General features: G+C 69.9%; 15 protein-coding genes and 1 tRNA gene. 10 read left to right on the top strand and 6 right to left on the bottom strand.

All coding sequences use genetic code 11. The features are described from left to right. Nucleotides 1-28: 28 nt before the first annotated feature. The 9 genes from AC1MEY_RS14215 to AC1MEY_RS14175 all read left to right on the top strand — a co-directional run bounded on the left by AC1MEY_RS14215 (nucleotide 29) and on the right by AC1MEY_RS14175 (nucleotide 7,307). Entirely contained in the window at nucleotides 29-409 is a 381-nt protein-coding gene (locus AC1MEY_RS14215; protein WP_480231486.1) for a M67 family metallopeptidase, read from the top strand. Nucleotides 410-433: 24 nt separating this feature from the next. Then, nucleotides 434-727, top strand: a complete 294-nt coding sequence (locus tag AC1MEY_RS14210; protein ID WP_480231220.1) for a MoaD/ThiS family protein — start codon at nucleotides 434-436, stop codon at nucleotides 725-727. Nucleotides 728-730: 3 nt separating this feature from the next. Continuing rightward, entirely contained in the window at nucleotides 731-1,702 is a 972-nt protein-coding gene (locus AC1MEY_RS14205) for a PLP-dependent cysteine synthase family protein (RefSeq protein WP_480231219.1), read from the top strand. A 31-nt stretch (nucleotides 1,703-1,733) separates the two neighbouring features. Next, a complete protein-coding gene (locus tag AC1MEY_RS14200) occupies nucleotides 1,734-2,399 on the top strand; it encodes a rhomboid family intramembrane serine protease (protein WP_480231218.1) in 666 nt (221 codons plus the stop codon). 174 nt (nucleotides 2,400-2,573) lie between these two features. Further along, entirely contained in the window at nucleotides 2,574-3,347 is a 774-nt protein-coding gene (locus tag AC1MEY_RS14195) for a cyclic nucleotide-degrading phosphodiesterase (RefSeq protein ID WP_480231485.1), read from the top strand. Nucleotides 3,348-3,390: 43 nt separating this feature from the next. Beyond that, entirely contained in the window at nucleotides 3,391-4,173 is a 783-nt protein-coding gene (gene rph / locus AC1MEY_RS14190) for a ribonuclease PH (protein WP_480231217.1), read from the top strand. Further along, nucleotides 4,170-4,769, top strand: coding sequence for an RdgB/HAM1 family non-canonical purine NTP pyrophosphatase (gene rdgB, locus AC1MEY_RS14185; protein ID WP_480231484.1), 600 nt, complete (start codon nucleotides 4,170-4,172; stop codon nucleotides 4,767-4,769). The genes rph and rdgB overlap by 4 nt, the downstream gene beginning before the upstream one ends. Before the next feature lie 153 nt (nucleotides 4,770-4,922). After that, nucleotides 4,923-6,290 carry an MFS transporter gene (locus AC1MEY_RS14180; protein ID WP_480231483.1) on the top strand — a complete coding sequence of 456 codons (1,368 nt, stop codon included), beginning with the start codon at nucleotides 4,923-4,925 and terminating at the stop codon, nucleotides 6,288-6,290. Nucleotides 6,291-6,344: 54 nt separating this feature from the next. After that, nucleotides 6,345-7,307 carry a hypothetical protein gene (locus AC1MEY_RS14175; RefSeq protein WP_480231216.1) on the top strand — a complete coding sequence of 321 codons (963 nt, stop codon included), beginning with the start codon at nucleotides 6,345-6,347 and terminating at the stop codon, nucleotides 7,305-7,307. Between the two features lie 7 nt (nucleotides 7,308-7,314). On the opposite strand, the gene AC1MEY_RS14170 is transcribed toward AC1MEY_RS14175, so the two are convergent. From AC1MEY_RS14170 to AC1MEY_RS14160, 3 genes are read right to left on the bottom strand one after another with little or no spacing between them, the layout of a single operon-like run. Beyond that, a complete protein-coding gene (locus AC1MEY_RS14170) occupies nucleotides 7,315-7,689 on the bottom strand; it encodes a DUF3817 domain-containing protein (protein ID WP_480231215.1) in 375 nt (124 codons plus the stop codon). Then, on the bottom strand, nucleotides 7,686-8,066 hold the full coding sequence (locus AC1MEY_RS14165) for a hypothetical protein (RefSeq protein ID WP_480231214.1): 381 nt from the start codon (nucleotides 8,064-8,066) through the stop codon (nucleotides 7,686-7,688). Before AC1MEY_RS14165 ends, AC1MEY_RS14170 begins: the two co-directional genes overlap by 4 nt. Further along, entirely contained in the window at nucleotides 8,047-8,871 is an 825-nt protein-coding gene (locus tag AC1MEY_RS14160; RefSeq protein WP_480231213.1) for a hypothetical protein, read from the bottom strand. The genes AC1MEY_RS14165 and AC1MEY_RS14160 overlap by 20 nt, the downstream gene beginning before the upstream one ends. Nucleotides 8,872-8,909: 38 nt before the next feature. Between AC1MEY_RS14160 and AC1MEY_RS14155 the strand changes: the two genes are divergently transcribed. Next, nucleotides 8,910-8,992: transfer RNA gene (locus AC1MEY_RS14155), tRNA-Leu, on the top strand. 100 nt (nucleotides 8,993-9,092) lie between these two features. Here the strand turns inward: AC1MEY_RS14155 and AC1MEY_RS14150 are convergent. The 3 genes from AC1MEY_RS14150 to AC1MEY_RS14140 are packed head-to-tail and all read right to left on the bottom strand — an operon-like array spanning nucleotide 9,093 to nucleotide 13,041. Then, nucleotides 9,093-10,733, bottom strand: a complete 1,641-nt coding sequence (locus AC1MEY_RS14150; protein ID WP_480231212.1) for a peptide chain release factor 3 — start codon at nucleotides 10,731-10,733, stop codon at nucleotides 9,093-9,095. A 51-nt stretch (nucleotides 10,734-10,784) separates the two neighbouring features. Continuing rightward, nucleotides 10,785-12,602, bottom strand: a complete 1,818-nt coding sequence (locus tag AC1MEY_RS14145; protein ID WP_480231211.1) for a sulfatase-like hydrolase/transferase — start codon at nucleotides 12,600-12,602, stop codon at nucleotides 10,785-10,787. Further along, the gene (locus AC1MEY_RS14140; protein WP_480231210.1) at nucleotides 12,595-13,041 is read right to left on the bottom strand and encodes an SRPBCC family protein; all 447 of its coding nucleotides are present in this window, start codon (nucleotides 13,039-13,041) and stop codon (nucleotides 12,595-12,597) included. The genes AC1MEY_RS14145 and AC1MEY_RS14140 overlap by 8 nt, the downstream gene beginning before the upstream one ends. Nucleotides 13,042-13,089 lie beyond the last annotated feature (48 nt).

The following is a 13,089-nucleotide window of genomic DNA, read 5'->3' as shown; positions in this document are numbered from 1 at the left end:
GGTGATCCGTGACGACCTGGTCCGGGCCATGGTCGAGCACGCGCGCGCCGATCACCCCGACGAGGCGTGCGGCATCGTCGCGGGGCCCGAGGGGTCGGACCGGCCTGAGCGCTTCGTGCGGATGGAGAACGCCGAGCGGTCGCCCACGTTCTACCGATTCGACTCGATGGAGCACTTCCGGGTGTGGCGGGCGATGGACGAGGCCGACGAGGTCCCCGTCGTCATCTACCACTCGCACACCGGCACCGAGGCCTACCCGAGCCGGACCGACGTCGCCATCGCCGCGGAACCCGACGCGCACTACGTGCTGATCTCCACCCGCGACCCCGACGACCACGAGCTGCGCAGCTACCGCATCGTGGACGGCGTCGTCACCGAGGAACCCGTCACCATCGTCGAGCAGTACTAGAGCCCGCCCCGAAAGGACCAGCCCATGACCGTGAACGTCTCCATCCCCACCATCCTGCGCACCCACACCGGGGGCGAGAAGCGCGTGACCGCCACCGGGGACACCCTCGGCGCGGTGATCGGCGACCTCGAGGCCAACTACTCGGGCATCACCGAGCGGATCGTCGACAAGGACAACGCCGGCAAGCTGCACCGCTTCGTGAACGTCTACGTCAACGACGAGGACGTGCGCTTCTCCGGCGGTCTCGAGACCCCGATCGCCGACGGCGACTCGGTGACGATCCTGCCCGCCGTCGCCGGCGGGTCGACGGCGGTCTGATTCGTGGCCCGTCACGACTCGCTGCTCGACGCACTCGGGAACACGCCACTGGTCGGCCTGCCGCGACTCTCCCCGCGCTGGGACGACGGCGCGGACGGGCCGCACGTCCGGCTGTGGGCAAAGCTCGAGGATCGCAACCCGACCGGTTCGATCAAGGACCGGCCGGCGCTGCGGATGATCGAGCAGGCCGAGCGAGACGGACTGCTGGCCCCCGGCGCCACCATCCTCGAACCGACGAGTGGCAACACCGGCATCTCGCTGGCGATGGCGGCCGTCCTCAAGGGTTACCGGCTCATCTGCGTGATGCCCGAGAACACCTCGATCGAACGCCGCCAACTGCTCGAGCTGTACGGCGCGAGGATCATCTACTCGCCCGCCGAGGGCGGCTCCAACACCGCCGTCGCCACCGCCAAGCAACTCGCGGCGGAACACCCCGAGTGGGTGATGCTGTACCAGTACGGCAATCCGGCTAACGCCGCCGCGCACTACGACGGCACCGGACCCGAGCTGCTGGCCGACCTCCCCGAGATCACGCACTTCGTCGCCGGTCTCGGCACCACCGGCACCCTGATGGGCGCCGGCCGGTTCCTGCGCGAGCACGTGCCGGGCGTGCAGATCGTCGCCGCCGAACCGCGCTACGGCGAGGGCGTGTACGCGCTGCGCAACATCGACGAGGGGTTCGTGCCCGAGCTGTACGACCCCGAGGTGCTCACCACGCGGTACTCCGTCGGGGCCTTCGAGGCGATCAAGCGGACCCGTGAGATCGTCGAGGTCGAGGGAATCTTCGCGGGCATATCGACCGGCGCCATCCTGCACGCCGCGCTCGGCATGGGCGCCAAGGCGCTGAAGGCCGGTGAACGCGCCGACATCGCGTTCACGGTGTGCGATGCGGGCTGGAAGTATCTCTCGACCGGCGCGTACGCCGGTAGCCTGGATGATGCGGAGGACGCGCTGGAGGGGCAACTATGGGCTTGAACGTCGACGGCGGCGCGACGGTGGCCGGACGATGACCGTCCCCGGCTACCCGCAGCCCACCCCGTCCCAGCCCACCCGGCGGCCGGCCTGGCTCGTCGGCGGGATCACCATCGTCAGCTTCGTGGCGCTGCTCTACGTCATCGAGGTCTGGGACAACCTGACCGGACACCGGCTGGACTACAACGGCATCCGCCCGCTGGAGACCGACGGGCTGTGGGGCATCGTGTTCGCGCCGCTGCTGCACTCCAACTGGCAGCACCTGATCGCGAACACCGGCCCGGCGCTGGTCCTGGGCTTCCTGATGACGCTCGCCGGCATGGCCCGGTTCATCTACGCCACCGCCATCGTCTGGATCCTCGGGGGCTTCGGGACCTGGCTGATCGGCAACTCCGGCGCGCCCGCCGGGGTGGAGACCAACCACATCGGCGCGTCCGGACTGATCTTCGGCTGGCTGACGTTCCTGATCGTCTTCGGCTTCTTCACCCGCAAGGTGTGGGAGATCGTGGTCGGCGTGATCGTGCTGTTCGTGTACGGCGGTGTGCTGCTCGGCGTCCTCCCGGGAACGTTCGGCGTCTCGTGGCAGGGGCACCTGTGCGGTGCGGTCGCCGGAGTGGTCGCCGCCTACCTGCTCTCCGGTCCCGAACGCAACGAACGCGAGCGCCGCAAGGGCTCGGCGGCACCCCGACTCGGCGTGTGAAGCACCGTCGCGGTAATTTGCTGAAATGAGGCGTACGCCACAATTTCCCCGCTCGGTGGTGGCCGCCCTCCGCGGGGTCTCGCCAGGTGAGATCTCACATCTGACGCAATTGATGAAACTCGCCGCCCAAAGCGATGATGTTTTCGTCACATGCCCGTGGGGCATGGCAAGCTAGTGGGCGTGCGAATCACCGTACTGGGCTGCTCCGGAAGTGTGACGGGGCCCGATTCGCCTGCCTCCGGCTATCTGGTCACCGCGCCGGACACCCCACCCCTGGTCCTCGACTTCGGTGGCGGCGTCCTCGGCGCGCTGCAGCGGCACGCCGATCCCGGCACCGTCGGCGTCCTGCTGTCGCACCTGCACGCCGACCACTGCCTCGACCTGCCCGGCCTGTTCGTCTGGCGTCGCTACCATCCGTCGCCCCCGCAGGGCCGCGCGCTGATGTACGGCCCCGAGGCCACGTGGGCGAGGCTGGGCGCCGCGTCGTCGCCCGAGGGCCGCGAGATCGACGACTTCACCGACGTCTTCGACGTCCGCCGGTGGGTCGACGCCGAGCCCGTGCAGATCGGCACGCTCAGCGTCCTGCCGCGTCTGCTGTGCCACCCGACCGAGTCGTACGGCATGCGCTTCACCGACCCCGACGGCGCCACGTTCGTCTACAGCGGCGACACCGGATACTGCGACGAACTGATCGAACTCGCCCGCGACGCCGACGTGTTCCTGTGCGAGGCGTCGTGGACCGACAGCCCCGACCGGCCGCCGAAGTTGCACCTCTCCGGCGCCGAGGCGGGCCGGGCCGCCAGGAACGCCGGCGTGAAGGAACTGTTGCTGACCCACATCCCGCCGTGGACGTCCCGCGAGGACGTGATCGGCGAGGCGAAGGCCGAGTTCGACGGGCCGGTGCACGCCGTGGTGTGCGACGAGACGTTCGACGTCGTCGCACACTGATTCCGGCGCATCACCACGAAAGGTCGCCCGATAGGGTTGGCGCGTGTCCAGACGAGAAGACGGCCGCCTCGATGACGAGCTCCGCCCGGTAACCATCACCCGCGGGTTCACCACCCATCCGGCGGGGTCGGTGCTGGTGCAGTTCGGCGAGACGCGGGTCATGTGCACCGCCTCCGTGACCGAGGGCGTGCCCCGGTGGCGCAAGGGATCCGGTCAGGGCTGGCTCACCGCCGAATACGCGATGCTGCCCGCCGCCACGCACGACCGCTCCGACCGCGAGTCGGTCAAGGGTCGCGTCGGCGGCCGCACCCAGGAGATCAGCCGTCTCATCGGCCGATCGCTGCGCGCCTGCATCGATCTCGGGGCGCTGGGGGAGAACACCATCGCGCTCGACTGCGACGTGTTGCAGGCCGACGGCGGCACCCGCACCGCGGCGATCACCGGCGCCTACGTCGCACTGTCCGACGCCGTCACGTACCTGGCCGCCGGCAACAAGCTGTCCGACCCGCGGCCGCTGTCGTGTGCGATCGCGGCGGTGTCCGTCGGCGTCGTCGACGGCCGCGTGCGCGTCGACCTGCCCTACACCGAGGACTCGCGCGCGGAGGTCGACATGAACGTCGTCGCCACCGACACCGGCACGCTCGTCGAGATCCAGGGCACCGGCGAGGGCGCGACCTTCCCGCGGTCCACGCTCGACAAGATGCTGGACCTCGCCATGGCCTCCTGCGAGCAGTTGTTCGTCATCCAGAACGCCGCGCTGGAACTGCCGTACCCGGGCGTGCTGCCGGAGCCGTCGGGACCGGCCAAGAAGGCGTTCGGAAGCTGACCGCCCTGCTGGTCGCCAGCCGCAACGCCAAGAAGCTGGCCGAACTCCGCCGCGTGCTCGACGCCGCGGGGGTGACGGGTCTGCACCTGCTGTCGCTGGACGACGTGCCCGCCTTCGACGAGGCGCCGGAAACCGGTGCCACGTTCGAGGAGAACGCACTAGCCAAGGCTCGCGACGCGTTCCGGGCGACGGGCCTGGCCGCGGTGGCGGACGACTCGGGCATCGCGGTGGATGCCCTGAACGGCATGCCGGGCGTGCTGTCGGCACGGTGGTCGGGCGTGCACGGCGAGGACGAGCGCAACACCGCGCTGCTGCTGGGCCAGATGCGGGACGTGCCCGCCGAGCGGCGCGGAGCCGCGTTCGTGTCGGCCTGCGCGCTGGTGTCACCGGCGGGGGAGACGGTCGTGCGCGGCGAGTGGCCGGGTGTGGTCGGCACCGAACCGCGGGGGTCGGGTGGATTCGGTTACGACCCCGTGTTCATCCCCGAGGGTTCGTCGAGATCGGCGGCCGAACTGACCCCCGACGAGAAGGACGCGGCATCGCACCGCGGACGGGCACTGGCGTTGCTGGTACCGGCGCTGCGCGCTCTGGTCTGACGACCTCGGCGCCGTTTTTCATAGTTCGACTAACGATGTAGTGTTCGCGACGTGGGTCGTCCTACTGCCAAGAGGTCCCGGATCTCGCCGTCGTCGGTGCACCCCTCACTGCTCATCGCGGTCCTGTCGGCCGCGGGCATCAGCGTCTCGCTGATGCAGACGCTGATCATCCCGCTGCTGCCGGAGCTGCCGAAGCTCTTGGACGCCAGCGCCTCCGACGCATCCTGGGCGATCACGGCGACGCTGCTCACCGCAGCCGTGGCCACACCGGTCTTCGGCCGCCTCGGCGACATGTACGGCCCCAAGCCGATCCTCGTGGTGTGCGCGCTGATGCTCATCGCCGGATCGCTGATCGCGGCGATGACGAGTTCGCTGATCCCACTGGTCGTGGGCCGCGGGCTGCAGGGCTTCGGCATTCCCATCATCCCGCTGGGCATCAGCGTCCTGCGGACCTGCGTGCCCGCCGACCGGGTCGGCAGCGCCATGGGGCTGATGAGTGCCTCACTGGGAGTCGGCGGCGCGCTGGGACTGCCGCTGTCCGCGGTGATCGCCCAGCACTTCGACTGGCACATGCTCTTCTGGTTCGCCACCGCGCTCGGCGTGCTGGCGCTGGCGATGTTCACCTTCCTGGTCCCGCACGTCCCGTCGCGGTCGACCGACCGGCTCGACCCGCTCGGCGCCGTGCTCCTCGCGGGTGGCCTGGTCACGCTGCTGCTCGGCATCTCGAAGGGACAGACCTGGGGGTGGACGAGCGGTCTCGTGATCGCCATGTTCGGCTCGTCGGCCGTGATCCTCGCGGTGTTCGTGTGGTGGCAGCTCCGGGTGACGTCGCCCACGGTCGACCTCCGCACGACCATGAAGCGGCCCGTGCTGGCGACCAATGTCGCCTCGATCGCGGTGGCGTTCGGCATGTTCGGGCTGTCACTGGTGGCGCCGCAGATCCTGGAGATGTCGACCGACACCGGCTACGGACTCGGCCAGTCGATGCTGGCGACCGGGCTATGGATGGCGCCGGGCGGGCTGGCGATGATGGTGACGTCGCCGATCGCCGCGCGGATCGCTGCGGTGCGCGGTCCCCGCTTCACGCTGGTGATCGGCGCCGCGGTCATCTCGGCCTCCTACGCAGCCGGCCTCGTCCTGTTGTCGGCGCCGTGGCAGGTGATGGTGCTCAACGTGCTGGTGTCGGTGGGCGTCGGATTCGCCTACGCCTCGATGCCGGCCCTCATCATCGCGGCGGTACCCGTGTCCGAGACCGCCGCCGCCAACGGCATCAACGCGCTCGCCCGGTCGCTCGGTACCTCGATCTCGAGCGCGGTCATCGGGGCCATCCTGGCGGGCATGACGGTGTCGTACGCCGGCCGCGACGTGCCGTCCATGGCGGGCTTCCGGACGGCGCTGGTGGTGGCGGCCGCCATCGCGGCGCTGGCCGCCGTCCTCGCACTGCTGATCCCGGTGACCCGCGCCGACGCCGAGGCCGCCGAGTCGTCCGACGAGCCGCGGCGGGAACCCGCTCACCGCTGACGTGTCGGACCCCCTCGCCACAATGAGCCGGACGAGGACGACGAGGGGGAGACCATGGCCATCGTGCTGCAGGACGATTCGATCGAGTTCCACTTCCCGGAGGTGCACCCGTCCGCACGGCTGGAGGTGACCTTCCACCGCACCGTGCGCGTGCCCGACGACGGCGGACAGTACGGCCTGCCCGCCGGCCTCGGCCGGTTTCCGCTGCGCCGGGTCGCCGACCTGGCGGCGGCGCCGCGCGCGTGGCAGCGTGCGGGTGGTCTGGTGATGCCGATGTGGCAGTCCGAGGCGTGCTGGTTGGACTTCTCCGTCGAGGACGGATACCCGTTCCTGGTGACCGTGGGCGCCGGCGGGGTCAACGCCGTCACCGGCGGAACCTGGTCGCCGACACCGGATTTCGAGGCGGAGGACTACTTCGAGGTGCCCGAGCAGCCGTGGCTGGACGGCTTCTGCGTCGGCAACGGCGTCGTGCGGCAGTTCGTCGCGATGCCACTGGGGTCGGGATACACCGTCGAGGAACAGGTGACGGGCAGCGCCGCGGTGGGCGGCATCCAGATCGCGGTGGTGCCGCTGAAGGCCTCGGTGTTCCGGGAGCGTCCCGCGCCGCCGCCGTACCCGGAGGTCGACGGCATCTGCTGCGCGCCGCCCGACGGCATGGGCATGGGTGCCGGCGGCTCCATCACGCAGTCCATCGCGACGCCGGTGGAACCCCGGGAGAACTGGGAACCGGACAGCGGGTCGAGCGTCACCGTGCACCTCGCGAACAGCGCGCGGTGGGTGGAGGCGACCGGGGAGGAGCCGCCGACGCTGCCGCTCAGCGCCGCGGACTACACGCGGCGGGGGATGCCGTGGTTCGAGTGGTATGACGACACCCTCGCGCGCACGGGATCGGCGAAGCTGGCCGGGGTGGTGAGCGTCGCCGAACTGGGGCGCGAACGGGGGGAGCATCCGCTCCCGGAGAACGAGTCGTTCGAGCCGCCCGAGCCGGTGATCCTCGGCCCGGCGCTGACGGTCTGACGACCGGCTACAGCCCGAACTCGGCCTTGATCCGCTTCGTCTGGAAGTGCTCGACGACGATGCCGAGCAGCGGGATGGTGCCGGCGAGGAGCACGCCGATCGTCTTGCCGATGGGCCAGCGGACCTTGACGGCGAGGTTGGCGGCGAAGAGGAGATAGACGAAGTAGACCCAGCCGTGCACCACGGCGATCCAGCTCAGCGAGTCGTTGCCGAAGCCGTACTTCAGCACCATCTCGTAGCAGAGCGCGATCAGCCAGAGGCCCGTCACCCAGGCGAAGACGCGGTACCCCTTCAGCGCCTTGCGAATCGAGTCCTTCGGCGTCGCGGAGGGCTGGGCGGCGGCGGGGAGGTCGGCGGGAGCCTCGGGCTCGGGTGAGGTCATGGCGTGGTCCTGTCGTCGGCGTCGCGGTCGGATTGGGCGGCGAGTTCGGCCAGGTAGGCGTTGTACTCGGCGAGGGTGGGGTCGTCGTCGGGTTGCGTCGGCTTCGGCCGCTCGGGAAGGAGCCCCGCCGGGATCTCGGTGATCCCGTCGCCGTGCGCGCTGGGCGGCGGGGCCTCTTCGTAGCGGACGAACTTGAAGTACGCGTAGAAGCAGAAACCGGCGAACATCGGCCACTGCAGCGCGTAGCCGAGGTTCTGGAAGCTGCCCGAGTTGGACTCGTAGCGGGTCCACTGCCACCAGGCCAGCGCCATGCACCCTGCGGCGCCGAGGCACACCAGCAGGATGAGTGCCGGCCTCCTACGCCGTGTAGTGGACATTCGTCCACGGTACCGCGAGGGCCTTCGGTCCGATGAATGCGTCGAGGGCTGCGGTGTCGGCCTTGCGATAGATCGAGACGGTGTGTCGATCGGACCGCGTCCAGTGGACGGCGAGTCGGTCCAGCGCGGCGGTGAACAGCCCGATGATGTCCTCGGAGCGGTTGGAGAAGTGATAGCGGACGCTTCGAACACCGCGATCATTGGCGACCACGCGACACCCGTCGCTGTGGATCAGGCCCCGGACGAATTCGTCGGTGGCCTGATCCACGAGGTTCTGCTGCCACGGTTCGAGTGCGATGCGACGGGTGTGCTTTCGTCCGGGTCCGTGCTGCGGGAAGAGGCAGGGCCAGTGCTTGGAACAGTGTGAAACGTCCGAGCAATTGTCGCTGCGATGGACGATGCTCGCCCGTTGTGCTGGGAACAGCGAGTCAATCGCCTCGCGGCAGCGGCTGATGATCGCCGGATACTTCGCGTCGCACGTGATCCTGAGGCGGAACGTGCGGGGTCCGCGCGAGATGCACCCGTCGCCGAGGTAGAGGCCGAGCAGGTAGCAGTACTTCGCCGGATGAAGGGCGGCGTAGTCGTGGGCTACACCGCAATCCGCCGAACCGGCTCTCAAACGTGGCCGTATCCCGGGTCGTCGTCGCCACTGCCACACGGTCTTTCGGGGAACGCCCGTTCCCCGCGCTATCGCGCAATCGTTCAGGCCGGCCGCTATCAGCCGCTGAACTTCGTCGTATTCCTCGGAGGAACGCACGTCTTCTCCTTGAGGGCTTTCCCCCAACTTAGGAGGGGGCGCCGACAACCTTCACGGGCCGGACCGCAGGTACGATCGCCCCACAAGCGGGCGTGATGGAACGGCAGACATGCCGGCTTTAGGTGCCGGTGCTCGAGAGAGCGTGTGGGTTCGAATCCCACCGCCCGCACTCATGAGGCGTCGACGCCTCGAGTGTGAATCTGGCGACGCGAATCGCGGCTGAAGCGTCGTCAGATTCACACTCGGGCGGGCAGACCAAGCCAGAGCCGTCAGTCGTCGGCTGCGGCGACCAGCGAACCCAGCTCGATGTCGGGGTTGTCGCGCTGGAAGCCCTCGAGCCGCCACTTCGTCGAGAACAGGGCGAGCATGACGCCGTCGGTCCGCGTCATCACCTCGGTCGAGTGCTGCCGCTGCATGAATTCGGCGTCCTTCGGGTCGATCACCCGCGCGACGGTGTACGGCAGCGACTCCAGCTCGATCGGCGCGCTCAGCTCGCTGGCCATCCGGTGGGTCGCCACCTCGAACTGCATCGGCCCGACGGCGGCCAGGACGGGAGCCTGGTCACCGCGGCGGTCGGAGCGCAGCACCTGCACCACGCCCTCCTGCTCGAGCTGCTCGATGCCGCGCCGGAACTGCTTGTGCTTGCTCGGGTCCTTGCCGCGCGCCACCGAGAAGTACTCCGGCGAGAAGCTGGGGATCGGCGGGTACTGCACCGGTACGTCGCGGTACAGCGTGTCGCCGGGTCGCAGCGCGTTCGCGTTGGCGAGTCCGATGACGTCGCCCGGCCACGCGGTGTCGAGCGTCGTGCGTTCCCGGCCGAACACCGATTGGGCGTACTTGGTCACGAACGGCTTGCCGGTGGTGGCGTGGGTCAGCACCTCGCCGCGCTCGAAGGTTCCCGAGCACACCCGCGCGTAGGCGATGCGGTCGCGGTGCGACGAGTCCATGCCGGCCTGCACCTTGAACACGAACGCGCTGAACGGCGCCGCGGGTGGTCGGCGGGTGCCCTCGACGGACACCTGGCCGCTGGGCGGCGGCGCGATCTGGACGAGCACGTCGAGCAGCTGGTTGACGCCGAAGTTCAACGCGGCCGAGGTGAAGAGCAGCGGTGACGATTCGCAGCCCAGGAAGGTGTCGCGGTCGTAGTCGGCACCGTCGGCCTCGAGCAGTTCCGACTCCTCGACCGCGCGGTCCCAGTCGTCGCCGGCCGACTCGTGCGCCTTGTCCGGGGTGAGGTGCTCCTCGGGTGCGGCGGTGGCGCCGCCCGCCGTGCGGGTGAACCGGATGAAGTTGCCGGTCCGCCGGTCGAGGACGCCCTTGAAGTCGCCGGCGATGCCGACCGGCCAGGTCAGCGGGGTGGGGCGCAGGCCGATCCGCTCGTTGATCTCGTCGATGAGTTCCAGCGGATCGCGGCCCGGGCGGTCCCACTTGTTGATCACGGTGATGATCGGGATGCGGCGGTGGCGGCACACCTGGAAGAGCTTCAGCGTCTGCGGCTCGAGGCCCTTGGCGGCGTCGATGAGCATGACCGCGCAGTCGACGGCCGTGAGCACGCGGTAGGTGTCCTCGGAGAAGTCCGCGTGGCCGGGTGTGTCCAGGAGGTTGATGACGCAGTCCTGGCCGGCGGTCGCGTACGGGAACTGCATCGCCGTCGAGGTGATCGAGATGCCGCGCGCCTTCTCCATGTCCATCCAGTCGGAGACGGTGGAGCGGCGGCCGGCCTTGCCGTGGATGGCACCGGCCTCGGTGATGGCGTTGGCGTGCAGGACGAGCGCCTCGGTCAGGGTCGACTTGCCCGCGTCGGGATGGCTGATGACGGCGAAGGTCCTGCGGCGCCGCGCCTGGGCGGCGACGCGCTCCGCGGCCGGTCCGTCGACGACCGCCGGGGCATCGGCAGCGATATCTGTCATGAGTACGTCCATGATATTGGCGGGCGCCGTCAAACCCCCAATCGACGACAGTCAGTCGCGCCGCCGGATCCTGTTGAGGACCTGGCGGACCAGCGGATGCGATGCGGCACCGGGCGGGTGGCGGTCGACGTAGGGCCACGGTCGGTTGCGTTCGGGTACCGAGTCGGCGCGGGAGCGCTTCAGCCTGGTGCGAAGGTGTGCGCGCACGTCGAACAGGTCGGGATCGGTCCAGCGGTTGAGCGCCTCGATGGCGTCGTCGGTCAGGTCGTACAGCTCCCACTGGTCGTCGAGCGGTTCGGTGCGGTAGGCCTCGCCGGCCACACCGGTCGCCTCGAGGTGGCGCACGCCCGGTTCCGTCCACGTCGACGGATCGTCGAAGGTGCGGACCAGCTTCCACAGGTGGCCGGCACCACCCTTTGCGTCGGTGTCGTCCACGCGGACCACCAGACCTTCGAAGTTGGCGGCCACGTACGCGGGCACCTGGATGCGCAGCGGCGCGGGGGGATTGGCGGTCAGTCCGATCCGTCGTGCGCCGGCCGACGCCCCGGTGTCGCCTTCGAGCACGTTGTCGCGCGTCATCATGTACACCGCGCGGTCGGCGTCGGCCGCCGCGCCATCGACGACCGGCACGAGGTTGCGACCGGGCAGCGGATGAACCTCGGAGAAGGCCCGAGACAGGTCAGCGGCGACCGCGTCGACGTCCACCCCGGCGGCGCCGAGCAGCGTCGGCACCAGATCGACGTGCGAGGTGGGGGCCGTCACCCGGCGGGAGCAGGTGGCGGCGTCACCGATCCGCGCGATCACGAACGGCACCCGGGTCGCCTCGTCGTACAGGTTGAACCACTTCTGGTGCAGCCCGCCGTGCGCGCCGAGCAGGTCGCCGTGATCGGCGGTGCGGACGAGGACGGCGTTGTCGGAACCACCCTCGGTGACCGCGCGTCGAACCCGATCGATGGGGTCGTCGACCTCGGCGTGCAATCGGTAGTAGAGGTCGCGGTAGCGCTGCGCGTTGCGCCGGTAGGCGCGGTCGATCAGCGGGGCGGGGCCGTAGCCGCTGTAGTAGGCCTCGCGAAACGCGATCTGCGCGGCGGGCTTGTCTGCGAGGTCCTCCTCCGCGGTCGGTGCGGGCGGGACGTGCGGCGGCTCCACGTGCGACGGTGGCAGCGGGTTGCGCCTCAGCCATGCCGGGAAGAGCACGATGTCGTGCGGATTGACGAAGCTGGCCACCAGCAGGAACGGGCGCAGGGCGGCGGCGTCCCCCGCGCGGCGCCGCTCGTACCGGTCCGAGAGCCAGGCGACCACCCGATCGGCGATCAGGGGGTCGCGGCGAAAACCGCTGTTGGACAGCAGCGGTCCGTGTGGCTCGGGGCCCACCCAGCCGGAGAAGCCGAAGTCGCCCAGTGGATCGGCGTCCAGGTATCGCCGTACCGCAACGGGATCGACGATGCCGTCGTCGTCGTTGGTGGCCAGCGCGGCGCCGGTCGCGGCGTCCTCGAGGTCGGCGTGCGAGACGTGCCACTTGCCGTCGTAGTGGGTGTCGTAGCCGGCCGCCCGGAACCAGTTGCCGAGCGTCGGGACCTCACCGCGGCGCAGCCACCGCAGTCGGGAGTCGTCGAAGCGCTTGCCGATGCCGTCGGTCTGAGTGACGCCGTGCAGGTCGGGGTAGTGGCCGGTGAACATCGTGGGCCGGCTCGGCACGCACGCCAGCGATCCGGTGTAGTGCCGATCGAAGCGGACGCCGTGATCGTCGAACCACCGTCGTCCCGGTAGCGCGTGCTGCCGCCAGGCGAGCACCTCGGCGGACTCGTACGGAGGGATGGCCCGCTCTTCGTCGGTCATGATGACGACGACGTCCGGCCGCTCAGCCACGGGTGCGCGCCAGCCGGCGCGCGAGACCGTCGAGCATCGCGTCCGACTGCTTCGCCATCACGCGGGTGACGACGGCCGCCACGACGGGCCCGAGCGGACCACGGACGGGGGAGACGGTGGACGTCAGCGTCACCTCGGTGGTGTCGGCGGCCGGACGCAGCGTCCACTGGTTGTGCAACCGTCCGAGGACACCGGGCAGGCCGGCGATGTCGTATCCGATGGTCCGGGGCTCGTCGGCGACGGTGATGGTCTCCACCAGTGCATTACGGCCCATCTGCACGCGTCGGGACGTCCCGACGAGGCCGTCGTCGCCGGTGTGGAGGATCGACGAGTGGTCGGCGCCGTCGACCCACTCGGCGAGCGCGCCGTAGTCGGCGAGCACGTCCCAGACGTCCTGCTGCGGGGCGGCGATGGTCCTGCGTCGACTGATCTCGGCCACGGTGCCATCCAAGCACCGCCCGTGGCCGGGAGGCACGGATTGCCCGCG

The sequence above is a fragment of the Mycobacterium sp. PTI7 genome (assembly GCF_056679845.1).
The sequence above is the reverse complement of the archived record's forward strand: the minus strand, read 5'-3'. Positions and strand labels throughout refer to the sequence as shown.

Bases quoted from the DNA above. Each gene is read 5' to 3' on its own strand.
- AC1MEY_RS14170 (WP_480231215.1), bottom strand. From the start codon at position 7,689: ATGACCTCACCCGAGCCCGAGGCTCCCGCCGACCTCCCCGCCGCCGCC.
- AC1MEY_RS14200 (WP_480231218.1), top strand. From the start codon at position 1,734: ATGACCGTCCCCGGCTACCCGCAGCCCACCCCGTCCCAGCCCACCCGG.
- AC1MEY_RS14210 (WP_480231220.1), top strand. From the start codon at position 434: ATGACCGTGAACGTCTCCATCCCCACCATCCTGCGCACCCACACCGGG.
- AC1MEY_RS14165 (WP_480231214.1), bottom strand. From the start codon at position 8,066: ATGTCCACTACACGGCGTAGGAGGCCGGCACTCATCCTGCTGGTGTGC.
- AC1MEY_RS14215 (WP_480231486.1), top strand. From the start codon at position 29: ATGGTCGAGCACGCGCGCGCCGATCACCCCGACGAGGCGTGCGGCATC.
- AC1MEY_RS14150 (WP_480231212.1), bottom strand. From the start codon at position 10,733: ATGACAGATATCGCTGCCGATGCCCCGGCGGTCGTCGACGGACCGGCC.
- AC1MEY_RS14175 (WP_480231216.1), top strand. From the start codon at position 6,345: ATGGCCATCGTGCTGCAGGACGATTCGATCGAGTTCCACTTCCCGGAG.
- AC1MEY_RS14180 (WP_480231483.1), top strand. From the start codon at position 4,923: ATGCAGACGCTGATCATCCCGCTGCTGCCGGAGCTGCCGAAGCTCTTG.